This is a genomic window from Vibrio sp. A37, assembly GCF_059777565.1.
In genome coordinates, this window is sequence record NZ_JBLNLI010000003.1 from 119,098 (window position 1) to 137,470 (window position 18,373).

At 42.4% G+C, this 18,373-nt stretch carries 13 protein-coding genes and 1 pseudogene; 6 read left to right on the plus strand and 8 right to left on the minus strand.

Translation table 11 applies throughout. From position 1 onward, the window contains the following. Window positions 1-2 precede the first annotated feature (2 nt). From ACM2FC_RS06610 to rsgA, 3 genes are all read left to right on the plus strand, one after another. The gene (locus ACM2FC_RS06610; RefSeq protein WP_498480098.1) at window positions 3-1,067 is read left to right on the plus strand and encodes an AI-2E family transporter; all 1,065 of its coding nucleotides are present in this window, start codon (window positions 3-5) and stop codon (window positions 1,065-1,067) included. A gap of 219 nt (window positions 1,068-1,286) precedes the next feature. After that, a complete protein-coding gene (locus ACM2FC_RS06615; protein ID WP_498480099.1) occupies window positions 1,287-3,158 on the plus strand; it encodes a methyl-accepting chemotaxis protein in 1,872 nt (623 codons plus the stop codon). A 224-nt stretch (window positions 3,159-3,382) separates the two neighbouring features. Continuing rightward, complete coding sequence (gene rsgA / locus ACM2FC_RS06620) at window positions 3,383-4,423, plus strand: ribosome small subunit-dependent GTPase A (RefSeq protein ID WP_498480100.1); 1,041 nt, start codon at window positions 3,383-3,385, stop codon at window positions 4,421-4,423. 67 nt (window positions 4,424-4,490) lie between these two features. On the opposite strand, the gene ACM2FC_RS06625 is transcribed toward rsgA, so the two are convergent. The 7 genes and pseudogenes from ACM2FC_RS06625 to nagA form a co-directional block, all read right to left on the minus strand. Further along, a complete protein-coding gene (locus tag ACM2FC_RS06625) occupies window positions 4,491-4,661 on the minus strand; it encodes a hypothetical protein (protein WP_498480101.1) in 171 nt (56 codons plus the stop codon). 102 nt (window positions 4,662-4,763) lie between these two features. Then, window positions 4,764-6,117 (minus strand): annotated as a pseudogene (gene yegD, locus ACM2FC_RS06630) (molecular chaperone). 130 nt (window positions 6,118-6,247) lie between these two features. After that, window positions 6,248-7,216: a D-2-hydroxyacid dehydrogenase gene (locus tag ACM2FC_RS06635; protein ID WP_498480102.1), complete on the minus strand. Its 969-nt coding sequence runs from the start codon at window positions 7,214-7,216 to the stop codon at window positions 6,248-6,250. Window positions 7,217-7,315: 99 nt separating this feature from the next. Beyond that, entirely contained in the window at window positions 7,316-8,980 is a 1,665-nt protein-coding gene (gene asnB / locus ACM2FC_RS06640) for an asparagine synthase B (protein ID WP_498480103.1), read from the minus strand. Window positions 8,981-9,137: 157 nt separating this feature from the next. Further along, on the minus strand, window positions 9,138-10,769 hold the full coding sequence (locus tag ACM2FC_RS06645; protein WP_498480104.1) for a cation:proton antiporter domain-containing protein: 1,632 nt from the start codon (window positions 10,767-10,769) through the stop codon (window positions 9,138-9,140). A 171-nt stretch (window positions 10,770-10,940) separates the two neighbouring features. Next, complete coding sequence (gene nagC, locus ACM2FC_RS06650) at window positions 10,941-12,155, minus strand: DNA-binding transcriptional regulator NagC (RefSeq protein ID WP_498480105.1); 1,215 nt, start codon at window positions 12,153-12,155, stop codon at window positions 10,941-10,943. 2 nt (window positions 12,156-12,157) lie between these two features. Then, window positions 12,158-13,294, minus strand: coding sequence for an N-acetylglucosamine-6-phosphate deacetylase (gene nagA / locus ACM2FC_RS06655; protein WP_498480106.1), 1,137 nt, complete (start codon window positions 13,292-13,294; stop codon window positions 12,158-12,160). Between the two features lie 369 nt (window positions 13,295-13,663). On the opposite strand from nagA, the gene nagE reads away from it, so the two are divergent. Further along, window positions 13,664-15,223 (plus strand): N-acetylglucosamine-specific PTS transporter subunit IIBC, encoded by a 1,560-nt coding sequence (gene nagE / locus ACM2FC_RS06660; protein ID WP_498480107.1) that lies wholly within the window; start codon window positions 13,664-13,666, stop codon window positions 15,221-15,223. 216 nt (window positions 15,224-15,439) lie between these two features. After that, complete coding sequence (gene glnS / locus ACM2FC_RS06665) at window positions 15,440-17,107, plus strand: glutamine--tRNA ligase (protein WP_498480108.1); 1,668 nt, start codon at window positions 15,440-15,442, stop codon at window positions 17,105-17,107. A gap of 84 nt (window positions 17,108-17,191) precedes the next feature. On the opposite strand, the gene fcrX is transcribed toward glnS, so the two are convergent. Further along, complete coding sequence (gene fcrX, locus ACM2FC_RS06670) at window positions 17,192-17,641, minus strand: ferric iron uptake transcriptional regulator FcrX (protein WP_498480109.1); 450 nt, start codon at window positions 17,639-17,641, stop codon at window positions 17,192-17,194. Window positions 17,642-17,847: 206 nt separating this feature from the next. Here fcrX and ACM2FC_RS06675 point away from each other — a divergent pair, with 206 nt between their 5' ends. Then, window positions 17,848-18,342, plus strand: coding sequence for a DUF4442 domain-containing protein (locus tag ACM2FC_RS06675; RefSeq protein ID WP_498480110.1), 495 nt, complete (start codon window positions 17,848-17,850; stop codon window positions 18,340-18,342). Window positions 18,343-18,373 lie beyond the last annotated feature (31 nt).

Genomic DNA, 18,373 nt, shown 5'->3' on the forward strand with positions numbered 1-18,373 from the left:
AAATGTTTGAAATGGTTGTTCGTTGGTACAAAAGGCGATTTTCAGATCCTCATGCTGTTAGTCTTGTGGCTATTCTTCTGTTTGGCTTTATCACTATTTATTTCTTTGGCGATTTAATCGCACCATTGCTGGTTGCCATTGTACTTGCTTACTTACTGGAATGGCCTGTGGCGAAGCTATCTAATTGTGGGATGCCTCGGACCGTAGCGGTTATTTTGGTCATTCTGGCTTTTACAGGCTTGATGTTGCTAGCGATATTAATTTTAGTGCCGACTATCTGGCAGCAGGTTGGCAATTTAGTCAATGACATACCGAATATGTATAGTGCAACACAACACTTTGTTGCGACAATTCCAGAAAAATATCCTGACTTAGCTGATTTGAAGATAGTCGAATCTGTGATGACTAATATAAAAACTCAAGTCATTGGAGCGGGCGAGAGCGTTGTCAAAGGCTCTTTAGCTTCGTTGGTGAGCATCGCCACGCTCGCTATTTATCTTATCTTAGTGCCTCTGTTGGTTTTTTTCTTACTCAAAGACAAAGGGGAAATGATGTCCATGGCTAGTGGTTTGTTGCCTCGTAATAGGGAGCTTGCGACTAAAGTTTGGATTGAAATGAATGAGCAAATTACTAATTACATTCGCGGTAAAGCGCTGGAGATCCTTATCGTAGGCGGTGTTAGCTATGTGACATTCATATTTTTAGATCTGCGTTACTCAGCGCTACTTGCCGTAGCGGTAGGCATCTCGGTATTAATTCCTTATATCGGAGCTGCTGCGGTCACGTTGCCCGTTGCAATTGTGGGGCTGTCTCAATGGGGGTTAACACCACCATTTTATTGGCTGTTGGTGGCATATGGAATAGTGCAGGCCTTAGACGGTAACGTACTTGTGCCCATCTTATTTTCAGAAGCTGTTAATCTTCATCCTGTGGCGATAATTGTTGCGGTGCTAGTGTTCGGTGGGCTATGGGGTTTTTGGGGTGTCTTTTTTGCGATTCCTTTAGCGACGCTAGTGAAAGCTGTTTGGAATGCACTGCCAAGTCACGAAGAAGAAATCAAAGAATAAATCGTCGTCATAGTTTGTGTAAAAGGCTCTTTTGTATAAAAGAGTCTTTTTTATTTCCGCACTATACTGATTCATAAGTCATAGAAATGCTTTGAGCTGATGCCCTTTTGCCAATCGCTTTAAATTTAACAGATAGAAAAGCCTCAATTTTTTCCGATTTATGGCGATACAGAGCTTAGCGTAAAATTAGAGTCGATTACTGAGTCGAAGGAAAGACGTATGAAATTTAGCCAAAAAATAGTTGCAGCATCAGCCTTGCTTTTGTTCGTAACGATATCTTTATTGTCTTTACAACAGCAAAGTACAGTTCGTTCTGAAGTTGAATCAATTGTTGGAAGTAGTTTGTTAGAGATGATTAAAGGTGTAAGAAACACGATCACCGCTGATATGAAGGACAAAAAAGGATTGGCACAATCGGTTACGGAAATTATTGATCTGAACCCGGACAATCAGCAATACGTGAAAGACATATTAGAAACCCCCAAACTAAAAGGCAGCTATATTACCGCAGGGCTTGGCTATCAAAGTGATGGAAAACTGCTCGAAAATGATGACTCTTGGGATCCTGGCGCAGATTATGATCCGCGGCAGCGTCCTTGGTACAAAGACACCAAAGCTCAAGATAAACTCATCGTGACCGCCCCATACGTAGATGCAGCGACTAAAAAGGTCATTATTTCTATCGCGACGCCAGTGAAAAAATCTGGCAGTTTTATCGGCGGCATGTTCTTTGACGTTGACCTATCTGGATTGGCTGAGTTAGTGAACAGCATTAACCTTTTCGACGCAGGATACCTTTTTATCATTACCGCTGACGGAACCACCATTGCGCACCCAGATGCCAAGTTTAATGGTGAAAACATGTCTAAATATTTGCCCGGCGTAACGATAAAAGAAGGTTTACAGCATATTCACTTGGATGGCCAAGAGCTTTTAGTCGATTTTGTCAAAGTGCCTTCTGAGAATTGGTATGTTGGGGCCTCCGTTGATGAAACGATTGCGTTTGCCGCGATTAGGGATTTAAGAAATAGCTCAATATTTTATTTAGTCATCGGAGTCATACTTAGTATTGCTGTGCTGACTTATCTAATTAAATATCTCATGAAACCACTCGGTGTGTTGAATGATGCAATAAAAGATGTCGCGTCTGGCCATGGGGATCTAACCCAACGGCTAGATACCAATACAGACCCAGAATTTGCAGAGCTGGCAAAGGGCTTCAATACCTTTACAGAGACTTTGCAGCAGCAAATCACCCAATCTAAAGCAATCGGCTCCGAGATAATGCACAGTGCTGATACAACGGTACGAGGCGCGGAGGAGTCAGCTGAAGCCATGAGAAGTCAGCTTTATGAGCTGGAGCAATTGGCGACCGCAATGAACGAAATGGCGGCAACGGCCACAGAAGTAGCCAATAACGCGCAAGGTGCCGCAACCGCTGCGCAAAATGCGGACAATGCGACAGAAGACGGCTCTAGAGTCGTCAGCGAAACAACAACTTCCATTGATAACCTTTCTGCTCGAATCGATCAAGCGGTAGAAGAAGTTCAAGGGCTAGAAACGGCGACTGCGAATATTGAAACTATTTTAAAAGTCATCAACGATATTGCTGATCAAACCAACTTGCTTGCTTTAAATGCTGCTATCGAGGCTGCGAGGGCAGGAGAATCAGGTCGAGGATTCGCGGTTGTTGCTGATGAAGTACGGACGTTGGCGCAAAGAACCCAGGAATCGACAACAGAAATTCGCAGTATGATTGAGCAGCTACAAGCGGGAGCAAGTGCAGTTTCTGCTGCGATGGACGAGAGCAAGAATACTGCGGTTGAAGCGGTAGACAAAGCTCAGCTAGCGAACACGTCGCTCAGTCAAATACGTGAAGCAATTCAACAGATCACCGATATGAACCTACAAATAGCCTCTGCCGCCGAAGAGCAAAGCTTAGTTGCAGAGGAGATTAATAGTAATACAGTAAAAATTAAAGATCTGTCTACTCAAGTGGCGGAGTCTGCCGATGGTGCCAATATGGCAATGCAGGCTCAACGAGAGAACGTCAAAGAACAAGAAGCAATATTGAATCAGTTTACGGTTTAGACTTTTTGATTGGGGGCCAGTTACATCTTTTACAAACTGGCCCTTTGAGATTTTTCTTCTCTGTAATAGACTTAGCACGATCATAAATTACTGGTTAGGAGGATATTCATGATTGTAAGAAACCTAACCGGGCATCTAATCTAAGCACTAGACTCTTTCGCCCGGACTAAAGCCGGGGCAAAAGCCCCCTTAATTCAATTAACATTATTTGTTAAGGGTTTGCTATGAGCAATGCTTATTCTCTTGCTAATTTAGGTTGGCATCCTTTTTTTCAACAGCAACTATCTCTAGAAGAGTGGGACGCTGTTACTCCTGCACGAATCGTTGAACAACATAAGTCGATGATAACCATCGCAAGCGATAATGCCGTTCATCATTTACAACTTCAGCATTCCATGCCTGAAATGGTAGTCGGCGACTGGATTTTGATTGATCAATACCTCATGTTTTCTCGTCTGTTGGAACGAAAATCTTGCTTTAAGCGTAAGGCGGCAGGATCCAAAGTAGGTTGGCAGTTGATTTCTGCGAATGTGGATACTGCTTTCATTGTCTGTTCAATGAACGAGGACTTTAACCTCAATAGAATTGAGCGCTATCTGGCGTTAGTTAATGAAGCAGGAGCCGAGCCAGTCGTTGTTCTCACCAAAGCTGATTTAACTGAGAGCCCTGAAAGCTATCGAGCGGAAGTACAAAGTATCGATAGTCTGCTTTGTGTTGAAGTAATTAACAGATTAGATCCGGAAAGCTTGGCAGGACTATGTTACTGGGTTAAGCCCGGAAACACCATTGCGGTAATGGGCTCATCTGGTGTAGGTAAATCAACACTAGTAAATACTTTGCTTGGTGCGGAAGTACAAGAAACTGGAGCGATCCGTGGAGATGATGATAAAGGTCGTCATACAACAACCAGTCGTTCTTTAATCTCTATTCCTTCTGGTGGCATGATATTAGATACCCCTGGAATGAGAGAGCTTCAGTTAGCAGATTGCAAAGAAGGCTTGTCAGTGACTTTTCACGATATCGAAGAGCTTGCGACAAATTGTCGATTTGCGAACTGTCAACATCAATCTGAGCCAAATTGTGCAGTAAGACAAGCGGTTGATTCTGGTGAGTTGGAGCAGCGTCGGTTAGACAGCTACTTAAAACTTTTACGAGAAGAAACAATGAATTCAGCTAGCCTCGCTGAAAAGCGGGCAAAAAGTAAGGCTTTAGGCAAGTATTACAAACGTACTTTGACTGAGTCTCATACGTTGAAGGGGCGTTAATCTGCCAATAAAACTAGCGGCTTAAATACGAGTGATTTAGGCCGCTAAGTATCGATAGGCAAGTGCGCTATCGTGTCCACCAATGAATGAAAAATGTTAAAGGCAAAATAGAACTAGCAAAAATTAACCGATAAAACTGACTGGTGTATTGATTAATCTCTTCCATTGCTAATAAGTCATCAGATTCATCTAATTTCCGCAGCGCATTGATGGTCAAGTTTCCCTGTTCACTAGGCATGTTTTGCTCCTCATTTTCGATGTTTTCTTAGTATCACTAGACTACAACGTGAAGTCGAGGGTTTCTTTGTTTATTCCCAAATAACTTAAAGATAAAGATTTTTCACGCAAACAGTTGTTTTGCATAGCGTGCTAGGCCAGCTGTCACTGAGCCAAAAAAGTCTCCAGAAACGATGGCTACACCCGGTAATTCCTTTTCGATAAGAGAGCGCAATATAGGTGAACGTGAACTTCCTCCAGTCATATATATGACATCGGGTTTCTCACTCGTTTGCTCCAATGTATTTCTAATTAAGCCCACAATTTTTTCTACTGGATTGGTGATGGCTAACTCAAGTTGTTTCTGATTGATAGCCGTTTCGATAGATTGGCTGTCTAATTTCAATACTGAGTTCAATTTATCGTGATTGGACATGGCAATTTTGGTTTCTTCTGCATGCCTGACAATTTGATACCCCAGAGTCTGATCATGAACGGTAAGTAGTCTATTAATAAGCTCAGGATACTCCGCCTTGCTTTTGAGTTGCTCAAGTACCTTGCGGTTGCTTGCCATATAAAAGTCAGTTTGTGCGGCGACGTTGTTGATTGCGATTGGGTTCCAAAATTGAACTTGAGGCATGTAAATACCGTTTTGCATCTTTGAGCCTCTGCCTAGTGCTGGCATCACTGTTTCAAATGCTAGGTAAATATCTAGATCGTTTCCACCTACTCGATAGCCACTATGAGCAAGCAGGCTTCCTTTGCGATTAGTTTGAGCTTGATAACTTGGTCCCATTCTCATCAGTGAGCAGTCTGTGGTTCCGCCACCAATATCGACAACCAAAACCGTTTTGTCGTCGGTGAGTTGGCTTTCGTAATCAAGACCTGCGGCGACGGGTTCAAATTGAAACTCAATGTCTACGAATCCCGCTCGTTTCGCTGCGCTTTCAAGAATTGATTCTGCTTGCTGATTAGCTTTTTCTCCGTCTAGGCCTTGGAAGTTCACAGGACGGCCAATAACAGTTTGGGTGATCTGCTGTTCAAGTTGGGATTCAGCTTTTTGTTTTATATTGACCATCATGGCGCAGACCAAATCCTCGAAAAAACGGATCTGCATATCTCTTAAACCATTTGCACCGAGAAAGGACTTGGGAGATTTGATGTAGTAAACGTATTCAGGATCGTCCAGATAGCGCTCCAATGCAGCTTGCCCAAATATCAAATCATCACACTCTAGCTCCATTCCTTCGTGTCGGTTGGCTGCAATTGCACTGCGAAGTAGCTGGTCTCCTAATTCATCAGAGGGCTCAACTTGAAAAAAAACGATAAAGGTATTCGCTCACCGATTCTCTTGTAGGGGCGCACAGTGTCGACGGAATGAAATGGCTATCGCCCTCCAGCGGTACCATCTTAGGCGTATCATCTTGCATGACCGCAACTGAACAACTAGCCGTGCCATAGTCGAATCCAATAAACATTGCTCACCTATCTGACTGAAAAACGGGCAAGTATTCTAATGAAATTTGCTGGAATGGCAAGGGGAAGTATTGTGAAATGAATTCGTTGAGATAGCTAAGAGCAAGTGAGCTCTTAGTTATTTTTTGATATTCAGTTCACCACATTTTGTGGGTCACCACAAAGAAACGACTCAATATTATCGGCAACCGTTTGGGTGATACGTTGGCGGGCATCTAATGTCGCCCATGCAAGGTGAGGAGTAATGGTACAGTTTTTTGCTGACAGCAGGGGGTTACCAGTTGCCGGTGGCTCGTGCCACAATGTATCTAACGCTGCTCCTGAAATGACTTCATTGTTTAAAGCATTTGCTAAATCTTGTTCGTTGACCAGTTGTCCACGAGACGTATTGATGAGCAAAGCGTTACTTTTCATTTTTGCTAATGTTTGTCTGTTTATTATGTTTTCCGTGGTGGAAAGAGCAGGGCAGTGCAGGGACACAAAATCGGATTGTGATAGCAAGGTATCTAGGTCGACGGCTTCATACGGGTAGCTGAGCTGATTTTGCTGAGAAAAGTGTTCATGAGCTAGGATATTCATTTTAAAAGCATGCGCAATCTCGCCTACTCGCTGCCCAATTTTGCCAAAACCGATAATGCCAATCGTTTTGCCCGCTAACTCAAGTTGTGGATTGAGCCAGTACGTCCAATCTTCGTTGTTGGTCCAACCGAGATTACCGCGCACATCTTCACTGTTCAGAGCGACATTACGTACGAATTGAAAAATGTGAGCAAACACCATTTCAGCGACTGTATCTGTTCCATAAGCAGGCACGTTCAATACCGGTATATTTTTCTCTTTGGCATATTTGATATCAACGACATTGTAGCCAGTCGCTAAGACTGCGATGCATTCTACACTTGGGCATGCATCGATCACTTCTTTGCTGATAGGTGTTTTATTGGTAAGTAATATATGCGCTGGTTTTGCTCGCTCGATAACCTGATTCACACCTGCGGTTGAGCGATCGTAGCAAATGAATTGCCCAAGCTTTTCTATTGGTAGCCAAGGGTTATCACCTGGGTTTAAAGTGTAACCATCTAAACAGACTATGGTTTTCATATCATTTCCTTGTGATAACGACGTTCAGTTGCAGAAAAAGGCAATGCCAGAAAACTATTCTAGCATCACCTTAGTCTGAAGTTGTTTTGAATTTAATGTTTAATAGGCGTCGTTGTGTACGGTTTGAACAGCGCGACCAGAAGGGTCGACACAGTTTTTAAATGTTTCATCCCACTCAACTGCTTTTGCTGAAGAGCAAGCCACTGAAGGGCCTCCAGGAACACATTGAGCAGCTGACTCTAATGGAAATAACTCTTCAAATATCTCGCGATACACGTAACCTTCTTTTGTGGTTGGCGTGTTATATGGGAAGCGGAATTTCGCTGAGCTCATTTGTTGATCAGTGACTTTTTCTTCTGCGACTTCTTTTAGCGTGTCAATCCAGCTATAACCTACACCATCTGAGAACTGCTCTTTTTGGCGCCAAGCAATTGCTTCTGGGAGATAGTGTTCAAAACACTCACGAAGAATGTGTTTCTCCATTTTGCCGTTACCACACATTTTGTCCCTCGGGTTTAAGCGCATAGCGACATCGATAAACTCTTTATCTAAGAAAGGAACTCGACCTTCAACGCCCCAAGCCGCTAAAGATTTGTTTGCGCGAGCACAGTCAAACATGTTGAGTGCTAACAACTTACGTACGGTTTCCTCATGAAACTCTTGCGCGTTTGGCGCTTTGTGGAAGTAGAGGTAACCGCCAAATATTTCATCGGCTCCTTCGCCAGAAAGCACCATCTTGATACCCATCGCTTTGATTTTTCTCCCCATCAAGAACATGGGTGTAGAAGCGCGGATAGTGGTGACATCGTAAGTTTCAATATGGTAAATCACATCGCGGATGGCATCTAAACCTTCTTGAATGGTGTAGGTCATTTCGTGGTGGACAGTGCCGATTTGATCCGCAACTTCACGTGCTGCTTTTAGATCAGGAGCACCTTCAAGGCCGATAGCAAAAGAGTGCAGCTGCGGCCACCAAGCTTCAGACTGCTCGTTATCTTCGATACGCATCGCTGCGAATTTTTTCGCCACAGCAGATGTGATTGAGGAATCTAAACCGCCAGAAAGTAGCACGCCATAAGGCACATCTGTCATTAATTGACGTTTAACTGCAGCCTCTAAGGCTTCGGTTAGCTCTTCCTTGCTTGTTGTGTTGTTTTCTACTTCCGCATAGCTGTTCCAGTCACGAATATAATAGCGCTGTGGCTCTTGATCGGCAGAGGAGAAGTAGCATCCTGGTGGAAACTCGCTTATGGTTTTGCACACTGGCACTAAGGCTTTCATTTCAGAAGCCACATAGTAGTTACCGTGTTCATCGTAGCCTTGGTAAAGAGGAATAATACCAATGTGGTCTCGCCCGACTAGATACTGATCTTTCTCTTCATCGTAAAGAACGAAAGCAAAAATACCATTGAGCTCTTCAAGAAGATCAGCTCCTAAGTCTTGATAAAGCGCAAGAATGACTTCGCAATCAGAATCGGTTTGAAAATCGTATTTGTCTTGATACTTGGCGCGAATTTCTTTGTGGTTATAAATTTCACCGTTCACCGCAAGAATCAAGCTTTTATCAGAATTATAAAGAGGTTGCGCTCCACTGTTTAAGCCAACAATTGCAAGCCTTTCATGGGCTAGGATTGCTTTGTCTGAAGCATAGATCCCAGACCAATCTGGGCCTCTGTGGCGTAGCTTTTTAGACATTTCTAGGGCGATTGGACGAAGCGCAGCTGCATCACTTTTTATATCTAGGATCCCAAATACTGAACACATGTTTATTTCTCTTTAATCTGAACTCAATACAATACAATTTGCCATTGGGTTTAAAAAAAGCAAGCAGTAATGCAATAAAATAAAAACCAATAGCGTAATCATTAAAAAACATTTAATTATTTGAGCATATATAAAATTTTATTTATGTAATGACGATTTATTGTTCGTTGTTTGCATTTTTTGTTGAATAAATGGGCTCTTGTGAGACTGGGTTAAAATCAGGTTTTAGCTGTTCACATACGTGCCGTGCGAAGCCGCTACCTGCCTCGTGATAAATGTTAAATGCGGCGTCGACGCCACTTTCAACCAGAGAGTTTAATTGGTCGGGATATTCTGCGATAGCGGCGATTTGACCGTTGAAGCCAATTTTTTGAAGTTGCTCCAACGCCGTTTGATTCCCCTTGTGGTGGGGCATTGCAAGCAGAACGAGTTTGACTTTAGAGGTGTCGAGTATTCGTTCCCAGAAGTCGGGATCGGTAGCATCGCCAGCAATCACATTTCTGCCTAGCTCTTTATGTTGAGCTGCTGTGCTTTCTTTTACATCCACACCTAGAGAAATGCTACCAAAACGAGATTTCAAATCATCGTAGGCACCAGTGCCGATACGCCCCATACCAAAGATGAGTATTTGCGCTTCACCAGGGTGTATCAGTTGATCTTTTTTATTTAACGAATCGGCGGCGTGTTCTTTAAACCGTCGAGAGATGCCTCGATACAACTTGTGCGCTTTGCTGTTGAGGGGAGCAGCCAGTACAAATGAAATAGAAACCGCGATGGCAATAGAGGCCATTACATCGCCACCAATCCACCCTAATTTGTATGCGAGTGCACCAACAATTAAGCCAAATTCACTAAAGTTAAATAGGGTCAGAGTCGTGAGTAAAGAGGTTCGCATTCTGAACTTAAATTTGTGTAATACAGAGAAATATACCAAGCCTTTGATAGGTAGAAGTAAAACGAACAGTATTCCAAGCGAAACAGCGACTAATGAGGGCTGAGCTTGGAGACCAATATTTAGAAAGAAGCAGACTAAAAACAGTTCTTTTAAGTTAAATAGAGATTTGGATAATTCAGATGCTTTTTTATGGCCAGCCAATAGCATCCCTAGTATCAGAGCACCTAAGTCAGGCTTCACACCAACTAATTGGAAAAGGCCGGCTCCCATAACTAACGCGAAGAAAATGCCAAACAACACCAGCATTTCACCATGACCGACTCTATCGAGGATTCTAAAAAATATCGGTCTTAGAAGAGGAAGGGCAAACAGCGCGATTGCGTACCAATGCGGTATTTTGCCTGTTGATGCGGTGAGGAATATAACCGCGAAAATATCCTGCATAACCAGAATACCAATCGCAATCATTCCATAGGTGGCGTTCATATCACCTTTATCTTGGATGGATTTAACAGCAAACACTGTGCTAGAAAAAGATAAAGCGAACCCTAAAAGGATCAATTGCGGTAGTGGCAGGGAAGCGAGAAATGACACACCAATGAATTTGAGAAGGACGAGAAAGAGGCTGAATATCAAAGTGGTCAGTAAGTTGTGTATCGTTGCGCCAGCCCAGATTTCTTTGGAGAGCAGTACTTTGATATCGAGTTTTAGACCAATTGTGAATAGCAATAAGGTGACACCGAGCTCCGATAGAGTGATGATGGTTTCATTAGTTTGAAACCCATAGTAATGCAATATAAATCCAGCGAACAAAAAACCCACCAAGGGTGGTAGCTGGCACCTTGATGCAATAAAACCTGCTACGAATACAGAGGAGATAAGAACTAATTCCATACGTAATAAAATCCCTTAAGCCAACATGTATATTATTTATTGTTTCTTTGAGAAATGCACAAAGCAGGCTAATTTATCCACGGAATTAATGTCCGAAGGATAAAAGCCTACGAGCTTTGATAAATCAATGAAAAGGATTAACGGGTATTAGATTACAAAGCCGTTAGTGACTTATTCTTCCAGAAGTTTTTGCAATAGTACACCGTTTAACATCGCACGTTTGATCATTGCAAATGCTCCCATCGAAGGTTGATCGTTTAACTGCGATTCGACGATTGGCAAGTTATCATGGAATGTCTTAAGAGATTGATTCTCTACGTTTCTTCTGATGGCAGGAAAAACGATATCTTTGCTTTGAGTAATATCACCAGCAATGATGATTTTTTGGGGATTAAATAAGTTGATTGTAATAGCAATAGCTTTGCCCAGTTGGTTTCCTACACGGATAAGGCTTTGCTGTGCAAGCTCATCGCCGTTGTTTGCGTGTATACAAACATCTTTAATTGTAATTTGAGGAAGATCAGAAAGGCTGGTTTCGTAGCCTTGTGCAGCAAGATGTCTCACACGTTTGACGATTGCAGGGTTTGCGGCAATGGTTTCTAAACAGCCAAAATTGCCACATTGACACTGCTCTCCAAGTGGATCGATTTGGATATGGCCTATTTCGCCAACATTGCGGTTAAAGCCCAAAAACACTTGGCCATTGACGATAATACCGGAACCTGTGCCTCGATGAACACTGACTAGAATTGAATCTTGGCAGTCTTGGCTCGCGCCAAAGTAGTGCTCTGCTAAAGCCATTCCGCGCACGTCATTGCCGACAAAACACTGAACTTTAAATTGGGTTTGAAGAATATGACCAAGATTAAGTCGGTCGACCTTAATGCCGGGAACATAATCGACCGTACCTGTTTCTGGGTTCACCAATCCTGGTAAGACAATACCTATCGCAATGAGCTGCTTGATTGTATATTGGTGGTTTTTCAAGAAGTAGGATATTTGGTGAACAACACCCTCTGTCAGCTCTTCTTGGGTAGTGTAGAAAAATTCATTATTTGTTGACGCTAGTTCATTGCCTGCCAAATCGTAGAGGCTGAAATGGATATAGTCGCGACCGAGTCGAACCGCTAATGAGTGGAAAGGTTCGACTTCAGTTTTTAGCGAGATAGCGCGGCGCCCGCCAGTAGATGCCTGCTGTGCGACTTCTTTGATTAAGCCACGTTCAAGTAATTGACGGGTAATTTTGGTAACGCTCGCGGGGGCGAGCTGACTGATATCGGCAACTTGAATTCTAGAGATCGGGCCTTGTTGATCGATGAGTCGATAAACAGCCGCGCTATTCAGTTGCTTTACTAAGTCTACATTACCAATTTGTCCGCCATTCATTATTAAATTTGCTCGTATATCCCATTAACTATTGCCGCTTGGATTTTAAAGTTGCTATCAAATGCCGTTAAGTTAGCTACCATGCCCGCTTTGATTCGTCCAAGTTTATCTTGAACCCCAATTGCGGTAGCAGGGTATAACGTGGCCATTCTAAGCGCTTCGTCCAAAGCGATCCCAACATGCTCAACAGTATTTTGTACAGCTTCTATCATTGTTAGTGCTGAGCCACCTAGTGTGCCACTTTCATCGATGCACATGCCATCTCGGTAATATACTTTCTTACCGGCAAAAATAAAGTGATCAATTTCAGCGCCTGCTGGTGCTGTGGCATCGGTCACTAATACTAGCTTATCCGCTTTCAGGCTATGCGCAATTCTAATATTGGCGTAATCTACATGAAATCCATCAGCAATAACACCAGCATACACTTCAGGCGTGTCATAAATAGCTCCAACCACTCCCGGCTCGCGACCTGCGATGGAAGTCATCGCATTAAATAGGTGAGTTGCGAAAGTAATTCCAGACTCAAACCCTTCTCTTGCTTGAACATACGTCGCGTTGGTGTGGCCAATTGAAACCACGACGCCTGCTTTCTTTAGTTGTTCAATATGGCGGTGATCATTTTTTTCGGGTGCCAACGTAACTTTCTTAATCACGTCAGCATTCTCACACAAGTAATCCACCATAGAAGTCGCGGGTTGACGAATGTAGTCGATGCAGTGAATACCTTTTTTTTCTGGGTTTAAATAAGGTCCTTCTAGATGAAGCCCAAGCGATTGGTTTTTAAATTTGCTTTGGTACTCTCTGGTGACATCGATGGCCTTTCGCATATCTTCATCGCTTGATGTAATCAGAGTAGGTAGGTAGCTTGTACAACCTGAGCGTAGGTTGGCTTCATGCATGGTTTGTAGAGTGTCTAATGAAATATCATTGTTGAACATCACTCCGCCACAGCCATTTAGCTGTAAGTCAATAAAACCAGGGCTTAAGTTTGCGCCATCTAAATCGATGGTTTGGATATTGCTTGGCACTTCAGTTAAAGCGCAGATGCCAGCAATTAGGTCATTGTCGATAATGACAGCATGCTCTCTAAGAACGTCTCTGCCAGTATAAATATTGCAGTTTGTCAGCGCGTACATTGCTAGCCAATCCTTATTACTTGTTCGTTTGCAAAAGTTAATTTATTTGATAAATTATCTGATCAACCCATTAATTCTAAGGCATTATCGATACCAGTTTAGTTGTTGTCTAATTAACATTTCGTTAGTTTTTTGGCCATCCCTGAATTAACAACAACATGTGGATTGATATTTTGTATTGTAAAATAAGTTTCATTTTTCATCCAGTGGAAATAACTAAATTGATCAAATCTTAGTGATATTTGTCACACATGTGAGGGTTTTAATTTGCGATACGAATTTATTGCCATACACTTATTTGGACTAAATTGAGGCATCGAAAAAAGTGTCTCGACCAAATATTCGAAAATCCTATAGGGGGAACTTGAGGTGAATATTCTTGGGTATGCGCAAAAATTAGGTAAAGCGTTAATGTTACCTATTGCAACGTTACCAGTTGCGGCGCTTCTATTGCGTCTTGGACAACCTGACTTGCTTAATATTGCTTTTATGGCAGATGCAGGTAGTGCGATATTTACAAACCTTCCATTATTATTTGGACTCGGAATAGCGATTGGTTTATCCAAGGATGGTGCTGGTGCAGCAGGATTAGCGGGAGCAGTTGCTTATTTCGTACTTGTCGCTACAACTAAATCAATAAATAAAGATATCGATATGTCGTTCTTCGGCGGTATTATTGCCGGGGTTATCGCGGGCCACTCATATAATGCCTTTCACAAGACTCGTCTACCAGAATGGCTTGCTTTCTTTGCGGGCAAACGACTCGTTCCAATTATGGCAGGTTTATTTGCGTTAATTGCTGGCGCGATTGCAGGCATTGTTTGGCCAACAATACAGCATGGCTTGAACTCCGCAGCACACGGTATTGTTCATGCTGGCTATATAGGTGAGTTTATTTACGGTGCACTAAACCGTGCGTTAATTCCAGTTGGTTTGCACTACGTGTTAAACGCCTATATGTGGTTCGGCCAAGGTACATGCCAAGAAATCATCACTGCTCCTATTGGCGTACTGCACAATGTGACTCAGCTATGTGTCGACCCAGCAGTGGCTAAGCAACTTGTTGTAGGACAAGCGCATACTTTCCACTTTGCAAATGCAGTGACTCCAGAAATTACAACTGTAGTCGAGAAAGTTACAGACATCGTTAAAACTGGTGATTTAAACCGCTTCTTCGCTGGTGATAAGAGCGCTGGTGTGTTCATGACAGGCTTCTTCCCAATCATGATGTTCGGTTTGCCTGGTGCGGTATTAGCAATGTATCTAGCGGCTCCAAAACATAGACGTCCACATGTTGCTGGCCTATTTATATCAGTTGCTCTAACTGCTTTCGTGACTGGTATTACAGAGCCTACAGAGTTCATGTTCATGTTCCTAGCTCCAGGACTTTATGTTATACATGCAATTTTGACTGGTTTGTCTTTGGTCGTGACCAACTATCTCGGTATTCTTGACGGATTTGGTTTCTCGGCGGGCTTAATTGACTTTGTTCTAAACTGGGGCTTAGCAACGAAACCACTAGAGTTGATATTTGTTGGCTTAGCATTTGGTGTTATTTACTTTGTTATCTTCTACTTTGCAATTCGCTTCTGGGATCTCAAAACGCCAGGTCGGGAAGATGAAGAAGATATGCCAGTGGATGGAGAAGAAGGCGCTGAAGGTGAGCTTGCTCGCCAATATCTAAAAGCACTTGGCGGAAGAGAAAACTTAACCTCAATCGATGCTTGTATTACACGCCTACGATTAACCTTAAAAGATCGCTCAGTCGCTGACGAAGTGGTACTGAAAAAGCTCGGAGCGAAAGGTGTCGTTAAGCTAGGTGAGAATAACTTACAAGTCATTCTTGGTCCACTTGCTGAAATTATCGCTGGCGAGATGAAAGCAATTGGAGCAGGCGACGACCTGTCGGATGTGAAACTTCCGAAATAATACCTTTTATATGATTGCTCAAGGCCTCCATTTGGAGGCTTTTTTTGTTTGTTGATTGATTGTTGAGCATCTTTCCGTCAGTTTGTACAAATTATTTTATTAATTCACCGAATCGTATTGTGTAACGCCCTAGAATCGTGGATCATTGGCGAAGATAGATATCTCAGTTAGAGATATTAGGGTTTTGAGAATACTGAATACATTGAGGTGCAATAGATGAGTGAAATTGAGGCTCGTCCGTCGAATTTCATTCGCCAAATAATCGATAAAGATTTAGCGAATGGTAAACATACTAGCGTGCATACCCGCTTTCCGCCAGAACCTAATGGTTACCTGCATATTGGGCATGCGAAATCCATATGTTTAAATTTCGGTATTGCTCAGGATTATCAGGGCCAATGTAACTTGCGTTTTGATGATACCAACCCAGAAAAAGAAGAAGTTGAATATGTAGAGTCGATTAAGAATGATGTTCATTGGCTCGGGTTTGAGTGGGCTGGTGACGTTTGCTATTCGTCAAACTACTTTGACAAGTTGTACGGCTACGCAGTTGAACTTATTAACAAAGGTCTAGCGTATGTTGATGAACTTACATCAGAAGAAATTCGTGAATATCGTGGTACGCTGAAGGAGCCTGGCAAACCAAGCCCTTACCGTGACCGTAGTGTTGAAGAAAACCTAGCTCTGTTTGAGAAAATGCGTGCTGGCGAATTTGAAGAAGGTAAAGCGTGTCTTCGAGCGAAGATTGATATGAGTTCCTCTTTTATGGTGATGCGTGATCCTGTGTTATATCGTGTTCGATTTGCTCATCATCATCAAACAGGTGATAAGTGGTGCATTTATCCGATGTATGACTTCACTCATTGTATTTCTGATGCTATCGAAAACATTACTCATTCGCTGTGTACTTTAGAGTTCCAAGATAACCGTCGTTTATACGACTGGGTTTTGGAAAATATTTCCATTGAAAGCCAACCTCATCAGTATGAATTTAGTCGTCTAAATCTTGAATATACTGTTATGTCAAAGCGTAAGCTGAATCAACTCGTCACTGAAAATCTTGTTGAAGGTTGGGACGATCCCCGTATGCCGACGATTTCTGGCTTACGTCGCCGTGGGTTTACACCAGCTTCAATTCGTGAGTTCTGTAAGCGAATTGGTGTGACTAAGCAAGAAAATATGATTGAGTTTGGTTCTCTTGAATCATGTATTCGTGATGACTTAAATGAAAATGCGCCTCGCGCGATGGCAGTCTTAGACCCTGTAAAAGTGGTTATCGAAAACTTCGGTGAAGAAGCTGAAGTACTCACTATTGCTAACCACCCAAACAAGCCTGAAATGGGAACAAGAGAAGTACCATTTACACGTGAGCTTTGGATTGAGCGTGACGACTTCCGCGAAGAAGCAAATAAGAAATATAAGCGTCTTGTCTTAGGCAAAGAGGTGCGTTTACGTGGCGCTTATGTCATTAAAGCGGAGCGAATTGAGAAAGATGAAAATGACGAAATCACTGCTATCTACTGCAGCTACGATCCAGAAACTCTAGGTAAGAACCCAGCTGATGGCCGTAAAGTAAAAGGGGTTATCCATTGGGTTTCTGCCGAGAAAGGTTTGAGCGCTGAGATTCGTTTGTACGATAGGCTGTTCACCGTTCCGAATCCAGCTGCAGCAGACGATTTTGCTAGTACTTTGAATCCATCTTCGCTGGTAAAAATCAATGGTTATGTAGAGCCTAGCTTAGCTAATGTCGAAGCAGAAAAAGGCATTCAGTTTGAAAGAACGGGTTATTTCTGTCTAGACAACAAAGATTCGAAGCCAGACGCACTAGTATTTAACCGTACTGTTGGCTTAAGAGACTCTTGGGCAAAGATAGGAAGTAACTAACCATTCAGTTCTAGTTTGGAAGATCAAAAAACCAGCTTAGTAAAATAAGCTGGTTTTTTTGTGTTATTAATAGCGTTTAAAAAGCTATTTCTTTAATTTATGTGCATCAGGGTTTTCTTTACAAGTCCCATCGCCACATTTGCCATAGAGATATAGGCTATGGTTTGTCAGTGTGACATTATAGAGAGCAGCAATCTCTTTTTGGCGCTCTTCGATGATGTCATCTGAAAACTCGATAACCTCTCCGCAGTCCAAGCAGACCAAATGGTCGTGGTGGTGTTGAGTCGAGAGCTCAAATACGGACTTCCCACCTTCAAAGTGGTGTCTCGTTACGATACCTGCATCATCAAATTGGTTGAGTACACGATATACAGTGGCAAGACCAATTTCTTCACCAATATCAATAAGTTTCTTATAAAGATCTTCAGCACTGATGTGTTGGCATTCTGGCTGTTGAAGAACTTCTAAAATCTTTAACCTAGGTAAGGTGACTTTAAGACCAGCATCTTTTAACGCTTGGTTGTTGTCTGACATATATATTCCTGTTGACGATCTGTTGCTTAAACAGAATTCAAGTATCTCGATTATTATATTGTAGTAGTTAAAAACAATAAACCACGAAGTTCAAAGGGTTACTAAGAAATATACAGAAAGCGAATCTTTTTTGCTGCAAATGCTGGTATGACCAGTTATTATTTGTGCATTGTAGGAACAAAATTCAAGCGATAGAGACAGGAAATATGAGCAAATTCCTCGCCGTTTTGTACAAGCCGAACGTGGTTAAGCGCGCTTTAAATCTATGGCCACCTTTTTGGGGAGCTGGGATAAAAATTGAAACGATTAGCAGAGATTTTCGCCAAGTTACAGTCAGGTTAAAGCTTCGCTGGTGGAATAAAAATGCAAATCGTGCTCAGTATGGAGGGAGCATTTTTTCGTTGACTGATCCGGTATATGCTTTGATGTTAATGGGGATCTTGGGAGACGAGTATTATGTTTGGGATAAAGAGGCGAGTATCAATTTTATCAAGCCAGGCTATAGCGATCTTTATGCTGACTTTATTATCTCTGAAGAGCAAATTGAGGCGATTGTTTCGAGTACACACAACGGTGAGAAATGCTTTCCCGAGTTTATAATAAGAGTCAAGGATAAAAATGACGAGATAGTGTCTGAAGTTCAGAGGAAGCTATACGTTAGAAAGAAGCCAGCGTATAGAGACGCGGCCGAACAAGAGTAGGTCATTGTCGACCTAACTCTTGCGAAGCTTT